A 21,881-nucleotide genomic window follows, 5' to 3' on the forward strand; every position below is an offset into this window, starting at 1 on the left:
CGCTTTTCGACGGCTGTGCTATACTGTCCCCGCGCTTTAGTACAGTAAAGTAGAAAAGCGGTCGAAGCGAAGGCGTCATGAGGGAAGGGCGCGCGGCGACCGGGTTCAGGACGATGGGAGAGACGATGAAGAAGAAACTCGTAGCGCTCGCGGCCGCCGTGGCCACGCTGGCGCTGTCCGCGGTGATGCTGGCCGGGTGCTCCGGCGGCGGCGACGCGCAGCAGCAGGGCGGCGACTCCGGCGCGACGGACGGGGCGTTCACGCTGACGGTGGGCTTCGACCAGGGCTACCCGCCCTACGGCTACGTGGGCGATGATGGGCAGTTCACCGGCTTCGACCTGGAGCTGGCCAAGGCCGTGTGCGAGAAGATGGGCTGGAATCTCGACCTCCAGGCGATCGACTGGGACGCGAAGGACGCGCTCATCGGCAGCGGCACCATCAACTGCATCTGGAACGGCTTCACCATGGAGGGGCGTGAAGACAAGTTCACGTTCTCCGAGCCGTACATGTACAACGAGCAGGTGGTGGTCGTGAAGAAGGACAGCGATGCCAAGAAGCTCGAGGATCTGGCCGGCAAGACGGTGCTGACGCAGGTCGACTCCGCGGCGCTCCATGTCCTGGAGGACGAGAAGGGCCAGAAGCCCCTCGCCGACACGTTCAAGGAGCTCCAGACCATCGGCGACTACAACAACGCGTTCATGCAGCTTGAGTCCGGCATGGTGGACGCCGTTGCGTGCGACCTGTCCATCGCCAGCTACCAGATGGCCGCCAAGCCCGACGCCTACGTGAAGCTGGGCGTGCTGGCCCCCGAGAACTACGCGGTGGGCTTCAAGAAGGGCGACACCGAGCTGGCCCAGCAGGTGACCGACGCGCTCAAGGCGCTCAACGAGGACGGCACCGTCAAGCAGCTGTGCGACAAGTACGCCGACCAGGGCATCACGTACGACAACTGGGTGCTGTAAGGTTCCGCTGGCCTGACGGCCGGCGGACCTGCTCGACGCTGCGGGCCGTTCGCGCACCGAATCTTCGCGCGATCCCGGAAGCTCGCGTACCGCAGTACGCTTCGCCTCCGCGATCCCCCGAATCTTCGGCACGGGAACGGTCCTCGCTGACGTTACTGGACCTGTTATGTTTGAGAAAGGCCGAACATGGAATTCGCGACCATGATGGAGCTTCTGCTCTCGGGCTTGGCGTTCACGTTGCAGATATTCGTCACCACGCTCATCGGCTCACTGCCGTTGGGCGTGCTGGTGGCGTTCGGGCGCATGAGCCGGTTCAAGCCGGTCGCGCTCGTTACGCGCTTCTACATCTCGGTGATGCGCGGCACGCCCCTCATGCTGCAGCTCATGGCGCTCATGTTCGGCCCGTACTACCTGTTCGGCCTGCAGATGGGCAACGATTGGAAGTACTGGGCGTGCTCCATCGGCTTCATCATCAACTATGCGGCCTACTTCGGCGAGATCTACCGCGGCGGCATCCAGTCTATCCCGCGCGGGCAGTACGAGGCGGCCGAGGTGCTGGGCTACTCGCGGTTCCAGACGTTCATGAAGATCGTGCTGCCCCAGGTGGTCAAGCGCATCCTGCCCGCCATGAGCAACGAGATCATCACGCTGGTGAAGGACACCTCGCTCGCGTTCGTGCTGGGCATCATGGAGATGTTCAGCCAGGCGAAGGCCATCGCCGCCTCGCAGGTGAGCATGCTTCCCTACGTCATCGCGGGCGTGATCTACTGGGTGTTCAACTTTATCGTGGAAATCATCCTCACCCGCGTCGAGAAGCGGCTGAACTACTACCATGATTGATAGGTTCCGCTGTTCTGGCGAACAGCGGAACGGCTCGACGCTGCAGAAAGCCTCGCTGACTTTGGCAAACCTGGAAGGAGCACATGTCATGACCAACGAACAACCCGTCGTGCTGCTCGAGCATGCGCAGAAAAGCTTCGGCGGGACGCCGGTGCTCAAGGACATCTCGCTCAAGGTGCAGCCGGGCGAGGTGGTGGCCGTCATCGGGCCGTCGGGCGGCGGCAAGTCGACGCTGTTGCGCTGCATGACGCTGCTGGAGACGCTCGACGCGGGGCGCTTGGCCTATGGCGACCTTGTGGTTGCCGAAAGCGACGGCGCGGGCGCGGCGGCTTATGCGCCCAAGGCCGTGCTCAAGGAAGCGAAGACCCGCTTTGGCCTGGTGTTCCAGAACTTCAACCTGTTCCCGCACTACTCGGTGCTGAAGAACATCACCGATGCGCCCCTCCACGTGCAGAAACGCCCGAAGGACGAGGTGCTGGCGGCGGCGCGCGGCCTGCTGGCGAAGATGGGGCTCGCGGGCAAAGAAGACATGGTGCCCTGCGAGCTATCGGGCGGCCAGCAGCAGCGCGTGGCCATTGCCCGCGCGCTCGCGCTCGACCCCGACGTGCTGTTCTTCGACGAGCCCACGAGCGCGCTCGACCCGGAGCTGACGAAGGACGTGCTGAAGGTCATCCGCGACCTGGCGGCCGAGAACATGACGATGGTCATCGTGACGCACGAGATGAATTTCGCACGCGACGTGGCCGACCACATCGTGTTCATGGACGGCGGCGTGATCGTGGAGGAAGGCCCGGCCGAGCAGCTGATCAACAACCCCCAGCACCAGCGCACCCAGGCGTTCCTAGCGAAGTTCGAGGGGGAGTAGGCGCGGCTCCGCTCAGGATGACATCGCCCAGCCTGCTTCCGAACTGGGATCGCGGCATCCGGTTGTCGGCTTCTTCGATTCGGGATGCGGCGCTATACTGGAAGCTGCAACCTATCCGGAAAGCGAGGCGACGATGGCTATCGACAAGGTGAAGGCGTTTCTGCGCGAGCGGGGCATGGAGGAACGCGTGCTGGAGTTCGAGACGTCGAGCGCCACCGTCGAGCTTGCCGCGCAGGCCGTGGGCTGCGAGCCGGCGCGCATCGCGAAGACGCTGTCGTTCCACGTGGGCGACCGCGTCGCGCTCGTGGTGGCCGCGGGAGATGCGCGCATCGACAATCCCAAGTACAAGGCGCAGTTCGGTTGCAAGGCGAAGATGCTCGCCGCCGACGAGGCCGAGCCGCTGATCGGCCACGGCGTGGGCGGCGTGTGCCCGTTCGCGCTCAACGAGGGCGTGGACGTGTTCCTCGACGAATCTCTGCGGCGCTTCGACACCGTGTATCCGGCGGCGGGCAACGCCGCGAGCGCCGTGCGCCTGGCACCCGACGAGCTGGAACGCTGCGCCGCGCCCTGCACCTGGGTCGACGTCTGCAAGGTCGTCTGATGGAGGCGGGGGAGCGCCGTTCCGGCGAGATGACGTTCTACGTCGTGCGTCACGGGCAGACGCTGTTCAACGTCATGGGCAAGGTGCAGGGCTGGTGCGACACGCCGCTCACGGACGAGGGCGTGCGCGCCGCGCAGTCGCTGGGGCGCGGGCTGGCCGAAGTGGACTTCTCTGCGGCGTACTCGAGCGACAGCGGCCGCGCCGTGCATACGCTCGACGAGCTGCTGCGCGCGCGGGGGAGCGGGGTGCCGTTCGGCCCCTACGACGATATGCGTCTGCGCGAGTGGTGCTACGGCGACCTCGAGGGCGAGCCGGGCGAGTTGCTGCACGCCACGCTCGACGCGGGGTTCGGCGCGCCGCTGTCGTTCGAGGAGCACAATCGGCGGCTGCCCGAGGTGGCCGACGTGCTGGCGGATGCGGATTGCTCTGGCCGCGCCGAGCGCTTCGATGCCATCGAACGGCGCCTGCGCGGGTTCTTCCGCGAGGCCGGCGATGATGGGCTGAAGCGCGGCGGCGGTAACGTGCTGGTGGTGACGCATTCGTTCGTCGTGCGCACGCTCGTGTACCTCATCGACCCGGAGCGCGTGAACGATCCGGTGAAGATACCGAACGCCAGCGTCACGCGCATTTCCTACGACGGGTCGGATTTCCGCCTGGGCGAGATAGGCTCCACCGCCTGGCAGCGGCCGTGAACGCGGAGGCGGTCGGAGCAGGCCCGCTCCGACCGCCTCTAAAGGAGCTACCAGCGATCCCAGCTGATGCGGCAGACAGGCGCGGTGCCGCCCATGCCGCCGTGTTCGCGCCGGCCGTGCTGATGGTGGTCGTACCTCCGAGCCTGATCGTCCTCGCGTCCGCGAGGATGCCCGTTCTCATGACCGTCCCCGTGATCGTGCGCATGGCCGCATCCGCAGGCGTGCGTCCCGGGCTGACCCTGCTTCCGGCTGTGCGGATGCTCCTCGTGCGAGCCCTCTTCGGTTCCCTCGTGGTCGAGCGGGTGCTTGCGCGCGCCCATCAGCCACTCGCCGGCTAGCAGCTGCATGCCCATGGGCATGAGCCGCACCGAGATCGAACCCACTTTGTTGTACCAGCCCGTCACGGCGCAGCGCTCGCCGCGCATCAGCGCGCGGTACACGCGGATGGCCGTCTCGTCGGTGTCCATGGAGAAGTACTTCCACGCGGGTGCGTCCTCGATGCCGGCGTTCTTCGGGAAGTTCGTGCGCGTGGCGCCGGGGCAGACGGTGGTCACCGACACGCCGGTATGCTTGAGCTCGCGCGCCAGCGCGGTTGAGAACGACAGCACGAACACCTTCGCCGCGCCGTACAGCGCGTTGTAGGGGCACGGCGTTTTCGCCATCATCGAGCTCATGTTGAGGATGCGGCCGTGGCCGCGCTCCAGCATGGGATGCAGGAACACGCTGGTCAGCTCGGCGAGGCTGGTGACGCTGACCTGGATCATCGAGCGGATGTCGGCGATGGGCAGGTCGGAGAACTGGCCGGCGGGGCTGTAGCCCGCGTCGTTGACGAGGATCTCGATCTCCTTGCCCGCCTCCTGGACGCGCTTGAAGATGGTGCGCGCTGCGTCGGGGTCGGAGAGGTCGCAGGCGATGGGAAGCACGTCGATGTCGAGCCTGCGCAGCTCGTCGGCCTGCTTTTCCAGAGCCTCCTTGTCGCGTGCGACGGTGACCAGATCGAAGTCGTCGCTGGCGAACAGCAGGCAGAGAGCCTCTCCGATGCCGCTCGTCGCGCCGGTGACCAATGCGGTTTGTGCCATGATGGCGCTCCTTTCGTGCCGGACGCGCTGCGCCCGAGTGGTTTTTCCGTCATGATAGGAGCGGGTGGCGAGTGCCGTTCGGGCGGCTGCGCGGCCGTTGGAAAGGTGCGACTTGCACGCAATCGGGCTGAAATGGCGAGGAGGACGCTTACGAATCGAGTCGCGCCTCCTCGAGGGCGCCCTCCTCCCGCTTCAGGTCGGGCGCGGCGTCGTCGAGGTTGCGCATGCCGCGCGCGACCAGGGCGAAGGCCGTGATGGCCATCCAGCAGCCTACGAGCACGACGGCGGCCACCGAGGTGCCCAGTGCGCTGACGCCTACCGAGGTGGCGAACACGGCAACGGGCGCCGCCGCCAGCAGAAGCGAGTTCTGCGTGCCCAGCGCGCTGCCGCGCGACGCCTCGGGAATGCGATCGAGCATGAAGAAGCCCAGCAGCGCCGAGGCGGGCCCGGCGCTCACGCCCAGCACAAGCGCGCCCAGCAGCATGAGCGGGTAGGCGGGCAGCGCGCCCAGAATAGCCACGCCCAACAGCATGCCGAACATCGACAGCACGTACCATGTCCGACGCGACAGACGCGGAGCGAACGCGGCATAGGCGAGCGAGCTTGCCAGCAGGCCCAGCGACATGGTCGACAGCACGTAGCCCAGCAGCTCGGGACGGCCGCTGTCCGTGAAGAACACGGGCAGGACGAGGCCCTGGAACGATCCCATGACCATGACGATGCCGAACGTGAGCAGGGTGGAGACCGTCAGCACGCCGTCGGTGCGGAACAGCACGCGGATGCCGGTGCGCAGCGCGCCAACGGCCGATGGCACGACGCCCCGCTGCGCGGTCGCGTCGCCTTCGTTCGCAGGGGCACCCGATCGCACCGCGCCCACGCAGCGCGGGATGGTGGCGGTGGCAAGCGCTGCCGAGAACGAGAGGGCGGCCGTGAACCACAGCGACGGCACGCCGCCGACCAGGCCGATGGACAGCGCCGCCAACGCGGGCCCTACGATGGTGACCAGCGAATCGAGCGACTGCGACAACCCCATGAACCGTTGGAGGTCCACGTCGTCGTGTTTGGTGACGGCTGGCAGCAGCGCGTCGCGCGCGGTCATGCCGGGGATGTCGCCCACGGCTCCCAGCAAGCCCAGTGCGACGAACCACCAGAAGTTCAGTCCCCATATCATATCGACAATGGGAATGAGCGCGATGCTGGCGGCGGATACGAGGTCGGAGGCGATGGATATGGTGCGGCGGTTGAAGCGGTCGAGCGCCGCACCGCCCACAATGCCGATGGCCATCTGGGGGACGGCGCAGATGAGCGCCAGCGTGCCGGCGGCCAGCGCATCGCCGGTGGTAGCCAGCAAGATGAGCGGAAGCGCGACGGCTGCGATGGAGTTTCCCAGCAGGGAAAGCGCGTTCGATACGAGGAATCTGACGGATGTGCGGCCGAACATGAGGGATCCTTTCTTGCGGGATCCTTCGACTGCGCGCCTGTGGCGCTTCGCTCAGGATGACAATCGTTGCTAGAAAGGAGTAAAAACTACGACGCTGCGTCGGGGTCAAGGGCTGTGTTGCGCTTTTTCATAACCCGCTGCTTGAGCGCCTCTTCGAGGCGATCCTGCGCGTATGCCTGAGCCTCGTTGAGGTGCCGGCGGATGACCTCGTCGGTGAGCGCTTCGGCTTGCGCGTCGTATTCCCCATCCCAATCGGCCCAGTCTACTTGGTCGAAGTAGTCGATGAGGGGGTCGAAGCAGGGGATGGCTTCCTCGACGATGCGGTCGATGTCCTCGCGAGGGGTGCGAGGGTCCAGCGCGTCGAACCACGCCTGGCTCTCGGCGAGCTGGCCGAGCGTGCCGTTTTCGTCCAGAGCGGCCATAACCTGTTCCACATTGGCGGCGTCTTCTTCCGAGAACAAGTGCCCGACGATGAGCAGCGCCTCGCGATCCCCGGCGTTCGCGGGCAGGGCGACGCGCTCGTCATCGAGAAGGATTTTGGCGGTTCGGGCGAGGTGAGCCGGAAGATCGGGGTCGAGTTCCTGCTGCTTGAGCAGGGCGATGGTGCGCCGCTGCTCTTGCAGGCGATCTATCTGGCACGCGAGCTCCCGATCCAGCTCGTCAAGCGCGGTGCCGCCCCGCAGGTCGTCGGCGTTCTGCAAGCCCGCGTCTATCTCGTCGAGCACGTCTCCGATGCGCGCAAGCGGGAATCCCAGCGATGCGAGGCGCTTGATGCGCAGCAGGCGCGCGAGATCCCCTGCACTGTAGTCGCGGTAGCCGTTCTCGCCGCGCGGCGGCTCGGGCAAGAGCCCGATGGCGTGGTAATGCCGCAGCGTGCGCACCGACACCCCCGCCAGCTTCGCTATCTCGCTCGACTTCACCAGGAACTCTCCTTCGCTCCCGCCTACCGCGCCCGGCGGACCATCAGGCGCTCTTCGATGGGGAAGGCGTCGATGCTGCGGCGCTCCACCGTCTCGAAGCCGAAGTGGCCGTACAGCTGCTCGAGCCGTTCGGTGTAGCAATCGAGGTAGCAGGCCAGCCCGTGCTCGTCGGCGTATTCCAGAAACGGCGTGAACAGACGGCGGAATGCTCCGCTGCCACGCTTCTCGGGATCCACACCGGCCGAGATGAAGTAGATGAAATCCTCGTCGGCCGCCGCACGCTCGAGCGGCCAGCTCGTGGAGGAGATGGGATCCATCGCCTCGATGCGCGGTCCCAGCACGTCGATCTCTTCGTCGGTGAGCACCTCGGCCAGAAGCGTGCCCGATTCCTCCTCGAGCTCGGTCCAGTCGACGTCGCCCAGCTCGCTGCGCAGGTAGACGTTCGCGGCCCCCGCTCGGTCGGGCAGCGCGTACACGCACTGGTACGGTGCGGTGACCTCGTAGTCCGACCGGATGACGGCGCGCGTGATCTCCAGCTTGCGATCGCGTCCGATGCCCAGCTCGTCGAGCGCTTCGAGCCAGGTGACGTACCACATCTCCTCGAGGAAGCACGTGCCAACCATGCGGGCGAGCGCGTCGAGCTCCTCGGTTCGGTCGGGTTGAACGGTGATGAGTCCGGGCAGGTTCATAGGGCATCCTTTTGCGATTCGGTTTCGGTTCGTCTTCGATTCTCGCACGACCCGCAAGCCTTGTCGAGCGCTTCGGCGATTCGGGTTACAACTGACGGCAAGGCGCGGCCGTACTGCAATCCGGTCGCGCCGGTTTGTCTTCGCCGCATCGCGCTGGCGCTGCCGCGACGACGGGCTGCCCGTTCAGTTCGCTTTCGAAGGAGGCTTTTCGATGACCGTCAAGGATTTTCTCGATACCAACGATTTCACGAAGGACCAGCTGCTCGACATGATCGAGCTGTCGCGCGTGCTCAAGCGCTGCGTGAAGGCCGGGTACTACCCCGAGTTGCTGAAGCATAAGACGCTGGGCATGATCTTCCAGCAGGTGTCCACCCGCACGCGCCTGTCGTTCGAGGGCGCCATGGCCGACCTCGGCGGCACGGGCCAGTTCTACGCGCCCGGCACCATCCAGCTGGGCGGGCACGAGACCATCGAGGACTCGGCCCGCGTTATGAGCCGCCTGCTGGACATCCTCGAAGCGCGCGTCGACCGTCACGAGGACCTGGTAGAGCTGGCGAAGTACGCGACGATCCCCGTGATCAACGGCATGTCCGACTACAACCATCCCACCCAGGAGATGGGCGACCTCCTCACCATGATCGAGCATCTGCCCGAGGGCAAGCGCATCGAGAACTGCAAGATGGTGTTCGTGGGCGACGCCACCCAGGTGTGCGTGTCGGAGATGTTCATCACCTCGAAGATGGGCATGACCTTCGTGCAGTACGGCCCCGAGGGCCATCAGATTCGCGAGGACCTGCTGGAGATCGGCCGTAAGAACTGCGAGGTGTCGGGCGGCAGCGTCAGCGTCACCGACAACCGCGAGGAGGCCATGAAGGACGCCGACTTCGTGTACACCGACGTGTGGTACGGCCTGTACGACAAGGAGCTGTCGAAGGACGAGCGCATGGCCATCTTCTACCCGACGTACCAGGTCACCGAGGAGCTTATGGCCATGGCTGCTCCGGACGCCAAGTTCATGCATTGCCTGCCCGCCTCGCGCGGCGAGGAAGTGACCGACGCGGTGATCGACGGCCCGCAGTCCATCTGCTGGGACGAAGCCGAGAACCGCAAGCACTCCATTCGCGGTTTGCTGGCGTACTTCTGCAAGCAGGCCGAAACCGACCGGCCCGAAGCCGGAGAAGCCCACGACCAGCTGAACTACCTGCTGGAAGGCTTGGGAAAGGCTCCGATCGAATAAGGCTCGCCTGACTGAAAGGGGCCTGGCATGGCAAACAAGAAATTCCGGTTGATCGATGCGATCCTGTCGGTCATCACCGTCGTGTTCGTGGCCGAGGCGGCGGCTCCTGCGGCCGCCATCGGCAACTCGCAGTTCTTCTGGTGGATCTTCCTCATCATCGCGTTTTTGCTGCCGTACGGATTGGTGGTTTCCGAGCTGGGCACCACCTACGACGACGAGGGCGGCCTGTACGACTGGGTGCGCCGCGCGTTCGGCGACAAGTGGGGCAGCCGCGTGAGCTGGTACTACTGGATCAACTTCCCGCTGTGGATGGCCTCGCTCGCCTTCCTGTTCCCTGAGACCATCTCGATGATCACCGGCATGGAGATCGGGCTGGTGCCCTCGCTCATCATCGAGCTGGCGTTCATCTGGATCGTCGTGTTCCTCAGCTTCTCGAAGGTGTCGGACTCGGCGTGGATCCTCAACATGGCCGCCGTGCTCAAGGTGGGCATCGCGCTGGTGGTGGGCGGCCTCGGCATTTGGTACGCCGTGAACTTCGGCTTCGCGAACGACATGGCGCCCGAGACGTTCCTGCCGGCGCTCGACTCGAACAGCCTGACGTACTTGTCCATCATCCTGTTCAACTTTATGGGCTTCGAGGTCATCACCACGTACGTAGGCTCGATGGAGAACCCGAACAAGCAGATTCCCCGCGCCATCATCGCGGGCGGCATCGCCATCGCGGCGCTGTACCTGTTCAGCTCGTTCGGCATCGGCGCCGCCATCCCGGCCATGGACATCTCGCTGGACTCCGGCATCATGGACGCCGTGGGCATCATGGCGGGCGTGGGCAGCGTGCTGTTCATCGTGGTGGGCGTCGTGTTCCTCATCACGCTGTTCGGCAACATGGTCAGCTGGTCGTTCGGCGTGAACTTCGTGGCCGAGCACGCGGCGCGCAAGAAGAACATGCCGAAGGTGTTCGCGCACGAGAGCGAAAAGAACCAGATGCCCACCGGCGCCGCCATCGTCAACGGCGTGGTGGCCAGCGTGCTGGTGCTGCTGTCGCCCGTTATGGAGCTGGCGGGCTTCGACGGCTTCTTCTGGATCTTCTTCTCCATGAACATCGTGTTCCTGCTGATCAGCTACATTCCCATGTTTCCCGCGTTTTTGAAGCTGCGCACTATAGATCCCGCGGCGAACCGCGTGTTCAAGGTGCCGGGCGGCCGCGGCGTGGCGTTGGTGGTGGCGTGGGTGCCGGTGATCCTGCTGGTGCTGGCCATCATCGCCACTATCGTTCCGCTGAACGGCTCGCCCGAGGAGATGAGCAAGATCCCCATGCTCATCGGCGTGATCGCGTTCGTCATCCTGGGCGAGCTCGTGCGCATCTGGTCGGCGCGCGGGCGCAAGGACGACTACGGCGGCATGGGCTCGAGCGGCGACCCGTTCGAGTTCGATGTGGCGCACGGCTACGAGGAAATGCCTGAATCCGAGAAGATCGCCGTGGAAGAGGATCTGATCATCGGCCGCGAGCCGCGCGATCTGGTGTAAAGCGACCCGTGTCATCCTGGGCGGAGCGCCGAAGGCGCGCAGTCGAAGGATCCCGTGCGGCGATAGCGGGAGCTGCCGCGGCTGGCGCCAAACGGGATCCAACGAACACGCTGCGCTCGCTCAGGATGACAACCAACCCCGAAAGGACGTACTTATGGATACAATTTACGAGAACGAATCGACCCCGAAGAAGGACGGCTACCGCATGCCCGGCGAGTTTGAGCCGCAGGAGTGCATCTGGATGCTGTGGCCGCATCGTCCCGACAACTGGCGCGACGGCGCGAAGCCCGCACAGAAGGCGTACGCCGACGTGGCGCGCGGCATCGCCCGGTTCGAGCCGGTCATCGTGGGCGTGAACCCCGAGGACTACGCCGCCGCGCACTACGTGCTGGCGGGCGAGGAGAACATCCTGGTCGTGGAGATGACCAGCGACGACTCGTGGATCCGCGACTGCGGCCCCACGTTCGTGGTGAACGACGACGGCGACGTGCGCGCGGTGCACTGGCTCTTCAACGCATGGGGCGGGCTGGTGGACGGCCTGTACTTCCCGTGGGACCAGGACGCGCTCGTGGGCCTGAAGGTGGCCGACCTCGCGGGCGTGGACCGCTACCGTCCGGACTCGTTCGTGTTGGAGGGCGGCTCCATCCACGTGGACGGCGAAGGCACCGTGATGACCACGGAGATGTGCCTCTTGTCCGAGGGGCGCAACCCCGAGCTCTCGAAGGAGCAAATCGAGAACTACCTGTGCGAGTACCTGGGCGTCGACAAGGTGATCTGGATCAAGGACGGCATCGACCCCGAGGAGACGAACGGGCACATCGACGACGTGGCCTGTTTCGTGCGCCCGGGCGAGGTGGCCTGCATCTGGACCGACGATGAGGACAACCCGTTCTACGAGGCCGCGCACGCCGCCTACGAAACGCTGTCGAACGCCACCGATGCCAAGGGCCGCCAGCTCAGGGTGCACAAGCTGACCATGCCGAAGGAGCCTACCTACATGACGCAGGAGGAAGTGGACGCCATCGACGTGGTGGAGGGCACTATCCCGCGCACCACCGAGGACGTGTGCATCGCCTCGTACATGAACTTCCTGATCGGCAACGATTTCGTGCTGGTGCCCCAGTACGACGACGAATACGACGAGAAGGCCTTGCAGCAGGTGCAGGAGATGTTCCCCGAACGCGAAGTCGTGGGCGTGCCCACGCGCGAGGTGGTGTACGGCGGCGGCAACATCCACTGCATCACCCAGCAGCAGCCAGTTGGAGTGTAAAGTCCGAAGCCCCAATCAGAAAGGATTTCCCATGTCCTATCAGAAAGGACCCGGCCAGACCGTGGTCATCGCCCTCGGCGGCAACGCCTTGGGCAACACGCCGCAAGAGCAGCTCGAGCTGGTGAAGAACACCGCCTCGCACATCGTCGACATGGTGGGCGAGGGCGTGAACGTCGTCGTGTCCCATGGCAACGGGCCGCAGGTCGGCATGATCCAAAACGCGTTCGACTACGCGAACGCCCATGACGGCAAGACGCCGGCCATGCCGCTGCCCGAGTGCGGCGCCATGAGCCAGGGATACATCGGCTACCAGCTGTCCCAGGCCATCCTGAACGAGCTCAAGCGTCGCGACATCATGCGCTCGTCGGTGGCTCTCATCACCCAGACGGTGGTCGACGCGAACGACCCCGCGTTCCAGGATCCCACGAAGCCCGTGGGCGCGTTTCTGACTGAAGACGAGGCCGTGCGTCTTGCGAACGAGACGGGCGCCACGTTCAAGGAGGACGCCGGCCGCGGCTGGCGCCAGGTGGTCGCATCGCCCGCGCCGGTGCGCATCGTGGAGTTCGATGCCATCAAGGACCTCGTGGACGACGGCTACCTCGTGGTTTCCACGGGAGGCGGCGGCGTGCCCGTCATTGAGGAGGACGGCGGGTATCGCGGTGTGCCGGCCGTCATCGACAAGGACCGTTCCAGCGCCAAGCTGGCGGCCGACTTCAAGGCCGACATGCTGGTCATCCTCACCGCGGTGCCGAAGGTGGCCATCAACTTCAACACGCCGGACCAGCAGGACCTCGACGTGCTGACCGTGGCCGAGGCCGCGCAGTATATCGAGGAAGGCCAGTTCGCTTCCGGCTCCATGCTGCCGAAGGTGGAGGCCTGCATCGCGTACCTGCAAGCCTACCCCGAGGGCAAGGCCATCATCACCAGCCTCGAGAACGCCGCCGAAGCCATCGAGGGCGAGCCCGGCACCCTGATCGTGGCGTAAGCGCCGAAAGCGTGCGGCCCGTCGACGCGCGGGCCACGCGCTTCTCCATCGTGAAGGCGCGAGTCGAAATTCTGGCACAAAATAACGGGTAGGGGAGCGATTCGGCGCTGTTTCGCATGTACGATAGGGGTGAAAAACAAGAAACCTCAGGTCGAAATCGTCCACAATCCGAACCAAATTCCCCTACCCGTAAATTTGTGCCAAAAACAGGCACCCCACGTTCAAGCCGCAACCCAACAAACCGATGCTAATCGTGACAAGCGGGAGCGGCTCAACATGGGCGTAAGCTCTCGTCAGGAGGTGCTCGACATTGTGTACGATGCGGGCGCCGAAGGCGAGACGACGCCCGCATCGTGAGAGGTTCTTACTCCGCTTCGAGCAGCGGTTCGGATTCGGGTGCGGGTTTTGTTTGCGCTGCCCCCGCCCGCCTCAGCTTCCCGCATTCCCGCGCGGCCAGCGCCACGGCCAGGGCGGCGGCCATGAGATCGGCGGGGGGCTGCGACCACCAGACGCCGGTCAGGCCCTCGACGGCCGCCAGCACCACGATCATGGGGATGGCGAACAGCAGGTAGCGGCACACTCCCAGCAGAATGGAGATGCGCTCCTGTCCCACGGCCTGGAAGTACGCCGAGGCCACCTGCGCCAGGAACCCGAACGGCGCGCACGCCAGCAGCGGCAGGAAGTGCGAGGCGGTCAGCTCGATCAGCTGGGGATCGTCGCCGATGAAGAAAGCCGAAATGGGCTCAGCGAACGCGATGACCAGCCCGCACACGACGGCCAGCACGGCAAGCGTTCCGCCCAGGCTGACCTTCACCAGCTCGCTCAGGCGGTCGAAGCGGCGCGCGCCGCAGTTGAAGCTGGCGATGGGCTGCAGGCCGTAGGTTGCGCTGAGGCACAGGATGTCCAGGAGGTAGACGACGTAGCCGTTGATCACGGCGAACGCGGCGAGGTCGGCATCGCCGCCCAGCGATCCCAGATAGTTGTTGATCGCGATGGTGTACACGAGGCTGGCTGCCTGCACCAGGAACAGCGGCAAGCCCTGCCAGAGGATCGCGCGGCATATCGCAGGATCCAGCTTCATGCCTCCGAACGTCAACTTGAAGGTGGACTGCTTGTTGAGCTGGAAGTACAGAATGGCGAGGAACCACAGCCCCGTGCTCATGCCGTAGTACGCGCCCGCGGCGGCGAAGCCCAGGTCGAGCACGTACACGCACAGATACAGCCATAGCAGCGACGTGGCGGAGGCGATGACGGCAAGCGCCGAGGCCAGCGAAGGCTTCTCGTCGGTGCGCAACAGCGAGCACAGCAGCTGTCCCAGCGTGCAGAACGGGTAGAAGCACATGAGCAGGCGGATGAACGCCGTCACGTCGTCGTGGATGTCGGGCGTGGCGCCCAGCATCGTGGCTATCTGCGGCGCGAACAGGGCGATGGCCGCGGAAAGCGCCACCAGCAGGTAGGCGGCCAGCCAGAACCCCTGGTTGAACACCTTCTGCGCGCCCGCCGTGTCGCCGCTGCCCAGGCGCTGGCCGGCTGCGGCGGCGGTACCCATGCCCAGCGCCCCGCCCAGCGCCAAGTTCAGCAGCTCCAGCGGAAGGATGACGGTGACGGCGGCCAGGCCGAGCGGCCCCAGGCCGTTGCCGATGATGAGGCCCTCCAGCACCACCATCACCATCTGCGCCAGCATACCGGCGAACGTGATGGCGGCGTAGCGGGCGAACAGCGGCTTGATGGGAGCGGTGCGCAGCTCGCGTTCGGTGGGTTCGGGTTCGATGAGCAGCTCGTCCATTGCCGTCGGCCTCCTTGAGCCTGGTGGCGGTTTTCGTCGTGACGACCTTATCGCGAAGCCGACGCGAGCGGGGGATTATACCGGTCGCGTTTCGAGGGAGCGCGGGATTATATGGGATTAGCGCGCCACGTGAGGCGTTTGGGGACAAAAATCCGCGACGTGCGGACCCTGGTTTTCGTCGCCGTCCTTCACGGATCTAAACGGTTCGAAAAGTGCCTGGTCAGGATCATGGGTTTGTTGCAGCGCGCGGCTAAGGGCTCCGATGGGCGTCCCGAAGGTGTTTGCCAATGGTCTCGAAATCCGCACGTCGGGGGTTTTTGTCCGCAACGGGCCGATTCTGCTGCGGTTCGCCGCGCAGTGGGTTCATGCGCGGCGAACCGATAGCGGCGCGTTGGCTGGGAACAGATGCCTCAGGATGGCGAAAAAAGATGGATGAGTCATTGACCCTGTCCCTTTGTCTCACTCTTTCCAGAAGTCGCGCGTGAGATCCTGGCGGCTTGCGTGGTCGGTCTTCTTCAAGATGTTGTGCACGTGCGCCTTCACGGTTCCCAGCGCCAGCTGCAGCTCGCTCGCGATGTTCTGATTGTCCTTGCCCTGCAGCACGAGGGCGAGGATCTCCCGCTCGCGTGCGGTCATGCCGTGGCGTTCGCAGTACGCGGGCAGCAGGTCGTCGATCTGCCGTCGCACCTCGGGGTTCTCGGATGCGGGCGGCTCCTTGAACCGCAGCCGCAACGTGGCTCCGGCTTCGCGCAGGCTGAAGAACGCGAACGCCAGCATGAGGAAGTTCTCGGAGAAGTTGCGCTCGGATATGTAGAGGGGCAGCATAGAGACCGACGTGGGGTCCCACACTAGCATCATGAACGTGTCTTCCAGGATGATGCACATGGTCAGCACCAACGTGATCAGGAACAAAGGCTCGTGACGGCGCAGTCTCGTCTTCTCGATCTCGCTTTTGGTGGTGCGGTAGCGCATGAGCACGTAGCCGAGGCACCACAGCAGGAACACCTGGCGCATGCTGTAGAACAGCCATTGCTTGTACTGCCCTTCGGGCAGGGCGACGATCACGACGGTGCTGAGCACGACGAAGCCCACGGCTGGAGCGATGCGCATCGACATCCGTTTCTCGCCGAGGAAATCCAAGGCGATCAGCCACAGGGCTTCCAAGATGCCGAGGGCGAAGAATATCCTCAGGGCCGGCTGGTCGATGGCGTAGAACACTTCGAGGGGGAACTCGGTGTTCTGTCCGAGGTATTCGTTCTGGAAAATGAGCGCCAGATCGAGGAAGTAGAACAGGAAGAACGCCACCATGTACAGATGGCTTCGTTTACGGCAGACGAAGTACGCGGAAAGGGAGATCGTTCCCGCCGCGATACAGACGAGCATGACGAGGATCGTGTAGAAGTAGAAGGCGATCTCCAAGGTTTAGTCCCCCTCGCTTTCCCGTTTGCGGGTCGGCCGTTCTTCATGCGGCCATTCTACCTCGTGGGTTTAGCGAGTCGTATCGGGGTTGTAGAGCTTTTGTAAACTGAGACTATAGTGCCTGTTCAGAGGATGGGTTACGGGGGATTATTTCGGTTATAGATTTCTTTTCGTGAAAATAATCTTCATTATTCCTTCACAACGCGGGGTGCCGGTCGCATAGTGGGCGCCAAGAGATGCGGCTGCCGACGGCATGTCGCGGACCACCGATTCCATAGGAGGAACCATGGCAGTGAAGGACTACATCGACACCAACGACTTCACCAAGGAAGAGCTGCTCGACATGATCGAGCTGGCGCAGTCCATGAAGGCTATGATCAAGGAGGGCGGCCGCTACCCGCTGATCCTCAAGAACCAGACGCTCGGCATGATCTTCCAGCAGGTGTCCACCCGCACCCGCATCTCCTTCGAGACGGCCATGACCGACCTGGGCGGCCATGCGCAGTTCTTCGGCCCGGGCACCATCCAGCTCGGCGGCCACGAGACCCTCGAGGACACCGCCCGCGTCATGGGCTCGCTCGTCGACATCCTCATGGCCCGCGTGAACCGCCATCCCGACGTGGTGAACCTGGCGAAGCACTCCGCCGCGCCGGTCATCAACGGCATGTCCGACTTCAACCATCCCACGCAGGAGCTGGGCGACCTCTTGACCATGATCGAGAACCTGCCCGAGGGCAAGAAGATCGAGGACTGCAAGCTCGCCTTCATCGGCGACGCCACGCAGGTGTGCGTCTCCCTCATGTTCATCGCCTCGAAGATGGGCATGGACTTCGTGCACTTCGGCCCCAAGGGCAAGCAGGTGACCGACGGCGGCCTCGTGGTCGACTCCGACGTGGACATCATGGCCATCGCCGAGGAGAACTGCAAGGTGTCCGGCGGCACCGTCACCGTGTCCGACGACATCGAGTGCATCAAGGGCGCCGACTTCGTCTACACCGACGTGTGGTACGGCCTGTACGACGAGGAAGAGGGCGGCGAGAGCTACATGGACGTCTTCTATCCCAAGTACCAGGTGACCATGGAGATGATGGACTTCGCCGGCCCGGACTCCAAGTTCATGCACTGCCTGCCGGCCACCCGCGGCGAGGAAGTGACCGACGAGGTCATGGACCATCCCGAGCGCAGCCTGTGCTGGGTCGAGGCCGAGAACCGCAAGCACTCCATCCGTGCCATCCTGGCCTACCTCTGCCCGAAGACGAAGGAGGATGCCGACGCCGCCGACGCCGCCGAGGCTCGCATGAACGCGGTGCTCAACAAGATCGCCTAGTTGGGGATTGCGCATCCTGGAGGGGGACGGCCTTCTCCAGGATGCCTGCACTGATCGAACGCTCCACCGGGCCGGGCCCGCGACGTTAGCTGACGCGGCCCGGTGGGGCTGAACCCCTGAAAGGGGACAACCAATGGGTAATAAAGTCAAGAAGTTCTCATTCATCAGCGTTATTCTGTCCGTGATCTGCGTGGTGTTCGTGGCCGAGGCCGCCGCCCCCGCTGCCGCCATCGGCAACCAGCAGTTCTTCTGGTGGATCTTCCTCATCATCACGTTTCTACTTCCCTACGGCATGGTCGTCGCCGAGCTGGGAACCACCTACGATTCCGACGGCGGCCTGTACGACTGGATCCGCGAGGCGTTCGGCGACCGCTGGGGCAGCCGCGTGGCGTGGTACTACTGGATCAACTTCCCGCTGTGGATCGCCTCTCTGGCCACGCTGTTCCCCGACATCCTGGGGATGGTGTTCGGCGTGGAGTTCGAGCTGGCTCCCGTGCTGCTCATCGAGCTGGCGTTCGTGTGGATCGTCGTGTTCATGAGCTTCTCGAAGGTGTCGGACTCCGCTTGGATCCTCAACGGAGGCGCCGTCCTCAAGGTGCTCATCGCGGTGTCCGTGGGCGGCCTCGGCATCTGGTACGCCGTGAACAACGGCTTCGCCAGCGACATGTCGCCGGCCACGTTCATGCCCGACCTCACCAACACCAACGCGCTGACGTACTTGTCCATCATCCTGTTCAACTTCATGGGCTTCGAGGTCATCTGCACCTTCGCCGGCGCCATGAAGAACCCCTCGAAGGACATCCCCAAGGCCATCGTGCTGGGCGGCCTGGCCATCGGCGCCATCTACCTGTTCTGCTCGTTCGGCATCGGCGCGGCCATCCCGGCCGACCAGATCGACCCGGACTTCGGCATGATCTACGCCGTGATGACCATGGTGGGCGAGGCGTCTCCCATCTTCATGCTCATCTGCATCATCTTCCTGGTCACCCTGTTCGCGAACATGGCCTCCTGGTCGTTCGGCGTGAACTTCGTGGCCGACTACGCCGCCAAGCACGGCAACATGCCAAAGGTGTTCTCGCATGAGAACGCGAAGACCGAGATGCCCACCGGCGCGGCTATCGTGAACGGCGTGGTGGCTTCGCTGGCCCTCATGCTGCAGCTGATCCCGATTCCGGCCATCTCCGAGGGCATCTTCTGGATGCTGTTCTCGATGAACGTCGTGTTCCTGCTGATCAGCTACATTCCGATGTTCCCGGCGTTTTTGAAGATGCGCAAGGTGGACCCGAACCGCAAGCGCGTGTTCACGTTCCCCTTCAAGGGCAAGCTCATGTACGTGATGCTGGCCATTCCCGCCATCGAGCTGGTGCTGGCCATTATCGCCACCATCGTGCCGCTGAACGGCTCGGAGGAAGAGCTTTCGAAGATCCCCATGCTCATCGGCGTCATCGTGTTCGTGGTGCTGGGCGAAGTGGTGCGCATCTGGTCGAAGCGCGGCCGCACGGAAGAGTACAAGGGCCTGACGCCCGCCTTGGCCGCCGAGCGCTTGGCTGAGGAAGCCGCCGAAGAGGCCGCCGACGAGGCCGAGGCCCCCGAGGCGAAGGGCGACGCGGAACCCGAAGCGGTGCCGGTCGCGTAAGCAAGAACCAAGCTGGCGCCGCGCAGGTCGTCATCCCGGCTGTCATCCTGAGCGGAGTCGCGACGCGAAGCTAGTCCTTTAGGGAAGGATCCGGCGCGGCGCCAGCAGAGTAACAAACAACGCTTGAAGCAAGTACTGCAAACCAAAACAGAAAGGTGTGCATTATGAAGACGATTCACGAGAGCGTTTCCACCCCGAAGGCCGACGGCTACCGCATGCCCGGCGAGTTCGAGCCGCAGACCCGCATCTGGATGGCGTGGCCGCACCGCACCGACACGTGGGCCTGGGGCGCGAAGCCGGCTCAGAAGCAGTACGCCGACGTGGCGCGCGCTATCGCCGAGTTCGAGCCCGTCACCATGTGCGTGAACCAGGTGGACTACGCCAACGCCAAGGCCGTGTTCGAGGACGACGAGAACGTCACCGTCGTCGAGATGACCACCGACGACGCGTGGGTGCGCGACACCGGCGCCACCTGGGTGGTCAACGACGAGGGCGACAAGCGCGCCGTGCATTGGCACTTCAACGCCTACGGCGGCTTCGAGAACGGCCTGTACTTCCCGTGGGACAAAGACGAGCAGATCGCCCTCAAGATGGCCGAGATGAGCGGCTGCCGTCGCTATCGCCCCGAAAGCTTCATCCTCGAGGGCGGCTCCATCCACGTGGACGGCGAGGGCACGGTCATCACCACCGACATGTGCCTGCTCGATCCCGGCCGCAACGCGTCCGTGACCGACTACGAGCCCTGGTCCGAGGAGCTGCGCGCGTACTGCGACGAGCAGCTGAAGAAGTACCTGGGCGTGGAGAAGGTCATCTGGGTCAAGGACGGCATCGACCCCGAGGAGACGAACGGCCACATCGACGATGTCGCCCAGATCGTCGCTCCCGGCAAGGTGCTGTGCATCTGGTCCGACGACCCGGACTACCCGTTCTACAACGAGTGTCATGCCGCTTACGAGACGCTGTCCAACGCCGTGGACGCCAAGGGCCGCAAGCTCGAGGTGACCAAGCTCTGCATGCCCGTGAAGCCGCTGTACATGGACCAGGCGTCCTGCGACTCCATCGACACCGAGGAGTACGCCGAGCCGCGCGTGGCCGATGAGCCGCTGATCGCGTCGTACATGAACTTCCTCATCGTCAACGGCGGCGTCATCGTGCCGCAGTACGGCGACGAGAACGACGCGCTGGCCGTCCAGCAGATCCAGGCTGCGTTCGACGAGGCGTGGGGCGAGGGCGCGTACAAGGCCGTGGGCGTGAAGACCGACCAGGTGGTCTTCGGCGGCGGCAACATCCACTGCATCACCCAGCAGGAGCCGGCCGGCAAGTAGGCTGTTCCGGCGACCTCGCGGCCGGCGGGGCGGATCGTCCCGCCGGTGCCGCGAGCGTTCTGCGATTGATTATCCTCTGCCTGACAGTCTCCGGCCGTGGCAACCCCGGCTTTTTCATCAAGGCATTTTCCAGAAGGCCCCATCCGTCCTCCGGCCAACCGGTGCGCACCGGCGGAGGTCGGCGGGCCACGGAGCGGTCCTTTCGCCAGGGGCCGCTCCGCTTTTTCCTCACCTCCCGTCCCTGCGGCGCGCGTTGGGCGCGCCCGAGAGAAAGAGAGCATCGCATGCCTTATCAGAAGGGTGAAGGTAAGTCCGTCGTCATCGCGCTGGGCGGCAACGCCCTGGGCAACACGCCCCAGGAGCAGCTCCAGCTGGTGAAGGACACCGCCAAGAACATCGTCGACATGGTCGAGGAGGGCACCAACGTCATCGTGTCCCACGGCAACGGCCCGCAGGTCGGCATGATCAACAACGCGTTCGCGTACGCGTCCGCCAACGACGGCAAGACGCCCGAGATGCCGTTCCCCGAGGCCGGCGCCATGAGCCAGGGCTACATCGGCTACCAGCTGTCCCAGGCCATCCTGAACGACATGAAGCTGCGCGGCATCGACCGCTCGACGGCCTGCGTCGTGACGCAGACCGTGGTAGACCCGGCCGACCCGGCGTTCCAGAACCCCACCAAGCCCGTCGGCGCCTTCCTCTCCGAGGAGGAGGCCAAGGCCAAGGCCGCCGAGACCGGCTGGACCTTCAAGGAGGACGCGGGCCGCGGCTGGCGCCAGGTCGTCGCCTCCCCGAAGCCGGTGCGCATCGTGGAGTTCGACGCGGTGAAGGACCTCATGGACGCCGGCTACATCGTGGTGTCCACGGGCGGCGGCGGGGTGCCGGTGTTCGAGAAGGAGGGCCTGTACGAGGGCGTCCCGGCGGTCATCGACAAGGACCGCTCCTCGGCCAAGTTGGCCGCCGACTTCGGCGCCGACATGCTGGTCATCCTCACGGCCGTCGAGAAGGTCTGCATCAACTTCGGCAAGCCGGAGCAGGAGGAGATCTCCACGATGACGGTCGCCGAGGCCGAGGAGTACATCGCCCAGGGCCAGTTCGCCCCCGGCTCCATGCTCCCCAAGGTCGAGGCCTGCATCGAGTACGTCCGCGCCTACCCTGAGGGCAAGGCCCTCATCACCAGCCTCGAGTGCGCCGCCGCGGGCCTCGAGGGCAAGACGGGCACGGTCATCACGGCGTAAAGCGCCTCCGAAGCCCGAAGGGCCCGCTGCCGCATGTTCGGC

General features: G+C 64.7%; 19 protein-coding genes. 13 read left to right on the top strand and 6 right to left on the bottom strand.

Features of this window, described 5'->3' with window-relative positions:
- Positions 1–125 precede the first annotated feature (125 nt).
- The 5 genes from GT590_RS02210 to GT590_RS02230 all read left to right on the top strand — a co-directional run bounded on the left by GT590_RS02210 (position 126) and on the right by GT590_RS02230 (position 3,960).
- Positions 126–962 carry a transporter substrate-binding domain-containing protein gene (locus GT590_RS02210; RefSeq protein WP_114526399.1) on the top strand — a complete coding sequence of 279 codons (837 nt, stop codon included), beginning with the start codon at positions 126–128 and terminating at the stop codon, positions 960–962.
- Positions 963–1,148: 186 nt separating this feature from the next.
- The gene (locus tag GT590_RS02215; protein WP_009306506.1) at positions 1,149–1,802 is read left to right on the top strand and encodes an amino acid ABC transporter permease; all 654 of its coding nucleotides are present in this window, start codon (positions 1,149–1,151) and stop codon (positions 1,800–1,802) included.
- An 88-nt stretch (positions 1,803–1,890) separates the two neighbouring features.
- Entirely contained in the window at positions 1,891–2,667 is a 777-nt protein-coding gene (locus tag GT590_RS02220; RefSeq protein WP_009306505.1) for an amino acid ABC transporter ATP-binding protein, read from the top strand.
- Positions 2,668–2,800: 133 nt separating this feature from the next.
- On the top strand, positions 2,801–3,268 hold the full coding sequence (locus GT590_RS02225; RefSeq protein ID WP_114554841.1) for a YbaK/EbsC family protein: 468 nt from the start codon (positions 2,801–2,803) through the stop codon (positions 3,266–3,268).
- Positions 3,268–3,960 (top strand): histidine phosphatase family protein, encoded by a 693-nt coding sequence (locus tag GT590_RS02230; RefSeq protein ID WP_009306503.1) that lies wholly within the window; start codon positions 3,268–3,270, stop codon positions 3,958–3,960. The genes GT590_RS02225 and GT590_RS02230 overlap by 1 nt, the downstream gene beginning before the upstream one ends.
- Positions 3,961–4,007: 47 nt before the next feature.
- On the opposite strand, the gene GT590_RS02235 is transcribed toward GT590_RS02230, so the two are convergent.
- From GT590_RS02235 to GT590_RS02250, 4 genes are all read right to left on the bottom strand, one after another.
- On the bottom strand, positions 4,008–5,039 hold the full coding sequence (locus GT590_RS02235; RefSeq protein ID WP_161170869.1) for an SDR family oxidoreductase: 1,032 nt from the start codon (positions 5,037–5,039) through the stop codon (positions 4,008–4,010).
- A 148-nt stretch (positions 5,040–5,187) separates the two neighbouring features.
- The gene (locus tag GT590_RS02240; protein ID WP_021409844.1) at positions 5,188–6,480 is read right to left on the bottom strand and encodes an MFS transporter; all 1,293 of its coding nucleotides are present in this window, start codon (positions 6,478–6,480) and stop codon (positions 5,188–5,190) included.
- An 86-nt stretch (positions 6,481–6,566) separates the two neighbouring features.
- Positions 6,567–7,400, bottom strand: coding sequence for a MerR family transcriptional regulator (locus GT590_RS02245; protein ID WP_021409847.1), 834 nt, complete (start codon positions 7,398–7,400; stop codon positions 6,567–6,569).
- A gap of 23 nt (positions 7,401–7,423) precedes the next feature.
- Complete coding sequence (locus tag GT590_RS02250; protein WP_021409846.1) at positions 7,424–8,089, bottom strand: hypothetical protein; 666 nt, start codon at positions 8,087–8,089, stop codon at positions 7,424–7,426.
- 211 nt (positions 8,090–8,300) lie between these two features.
- Here GT590_RS02250 and ptcA (GT590_RS02255) point away from each other — a divergent pair, with 211 nt between their 5' ends.
- The 4 genes from ptcA (GT590_RS02255) (at position 8,301) to arcC (GT590_RS02270) (ending at position 13,108) form a co-directional block, all read left to right on the top strand.
- Entirely contained in the window at positions 8,301–9,326 is a 1,026-nt protein-coding gene (ptcA, locus tag GT590_RS02255) for a putrescine carbamoyltransferase (RefSeq protein WP_161170870.1), read from the top strand.
- Positions 9,327–9,353: 27 nt separating this feature from the next.
- A complete protein-coding gene (locus tag GT590_RS02260; protein WP_021409852.1) occupies positions 9,354–10,853 on the top strand; it encodes an APC family permease in 1,500 nt (499 codons plus the stop codon).
- A gap of 154 nt (positions 10,854–11,007) precedes the next feature.
- Complete coding sequence (gene aguA, locus GT590_RS02265; RefSeq protein ID WP_161170871.1) at positions 11,008–12,123, top strand: agmatine deiminase; 1,116 nt, start codon at positions 11,008–11,010, stop codon at positions 12,121–12,123.
- A 31-nt stretch (positions 12,124–12,154) separates the two neighbouring features.
- Positions 12,155–13,108 (top strand): carbamate kinase, encoded by a 954-nt coding sequence (gene arcC / locus GT590_RS02270; protein ID WP_161170872.1) that lies wholly within the window; start codon positions 12,155–12,157, stop codon positions 13,106–13,108.
- A 364-nt stretch (positions 13,109–13,472) separates the two neighbouring features.
- Here arcC (GT590_RS02270) and GT590_RS02275 read toward each other — a convergent pair whose 3' ends face one another.
- Both GT590_RS02275 and GT590_RS02280 read right to left on the bottom strand, forming a co-directional pair.
- A complete protein-coding gene (locus tag GT590_RS02275) occupies positions 13,473–14,894 on the bottom strand; it encodes an MATE family efflux transporter (RefSeq protein ID WP_015760089.1) in 1,422 nt (473 codons plus the stop codon).
- 459 nt (positions 14,895–15,353) lie between these two features.
- Positions 15,354–16,313 carry a helix-turn-helix transcriptional regulator gene (locus GT590_RS02280; protein WP_009306490.1) on the bottom strand — a complete coding sequence of 320 codons (960 nt, stop codon included), beginning with the start codon at positions 16,311–16,313 and terminating at the stop codon, positions 15,354–15,356.
- A 286-nt stretch (positions 16,314–16,599) separates the two neighbouring features.
- On the opposite strand from GT590_RS02280, the gene ptcA (GT590_RS02285) reads away from it, so the two are divergent.
- The 4 genes from ptcA (GT590_RS02285) (at position 16,600) to arcC (GT590_RS02300) (ending at position 21,839) form a co-directional block, all read left to right on the top strand.
- Positions 16,600–17,640: a putrescine carbamoyltransferase gene (gene ptcA / locus GT590_RS02285; RefSeq protein WP_009306489.1), complete on the top strand. Its 1,041-nt coding sequence runs from the start codon at positions 16,600–16,602 to the stop codon at positions 17,638–17,640.
- Positions 17,641–17,773: 133 nt separating this feature from the next.
- Positions 17,774–19,276: an APC family permease gene (locus tag GT590_RS02290; RefSeq protein WP_009306488.1), complete on the top strand. Its 1,503-nt coding sequence runs from the start codon at positions 17,774–17,776 to the stop codon at positions 19,274–19,276.
- 164 nt (positions 19,277–19,440) lie between these two features.
- Positions 19,441–20,601, top strand: coding sequence for an agmatine deiminase (aguA, locus tag GT590_RS02295; RefSeq protein WP_009306487.1), 1,161 nt, complete (start codon positions 19,441–19,443; stop codon positions 20,599–20,601).
- Between the two features lie 284 nt (positions 20,602–20,885).
- Positions 20,886–21,839, top strand: coding sequence for a carbamate kinase (arcC, locus tag GT590_RS02300; protein ID WP_114513594.1), 954 nt, complete (start codon positions 20,886–20,888; stop codon positions 21,837–21,839).
- The last annotated feature ends 42 nt before the right edge of the window (positions 21,840–21,881 follow it).

The sequence above is a fragment of the Eggerthella sp. BIOML-A1 genome (genome assembly GCF_009875595.1).
Taxonomy (GTDB): domain Bacteria; phylum Actinomycetota; class Coriobacteriia; order Coriobacteriales; family Eggerthellaceae; genus Eggerthella; species Eggerthella lenta.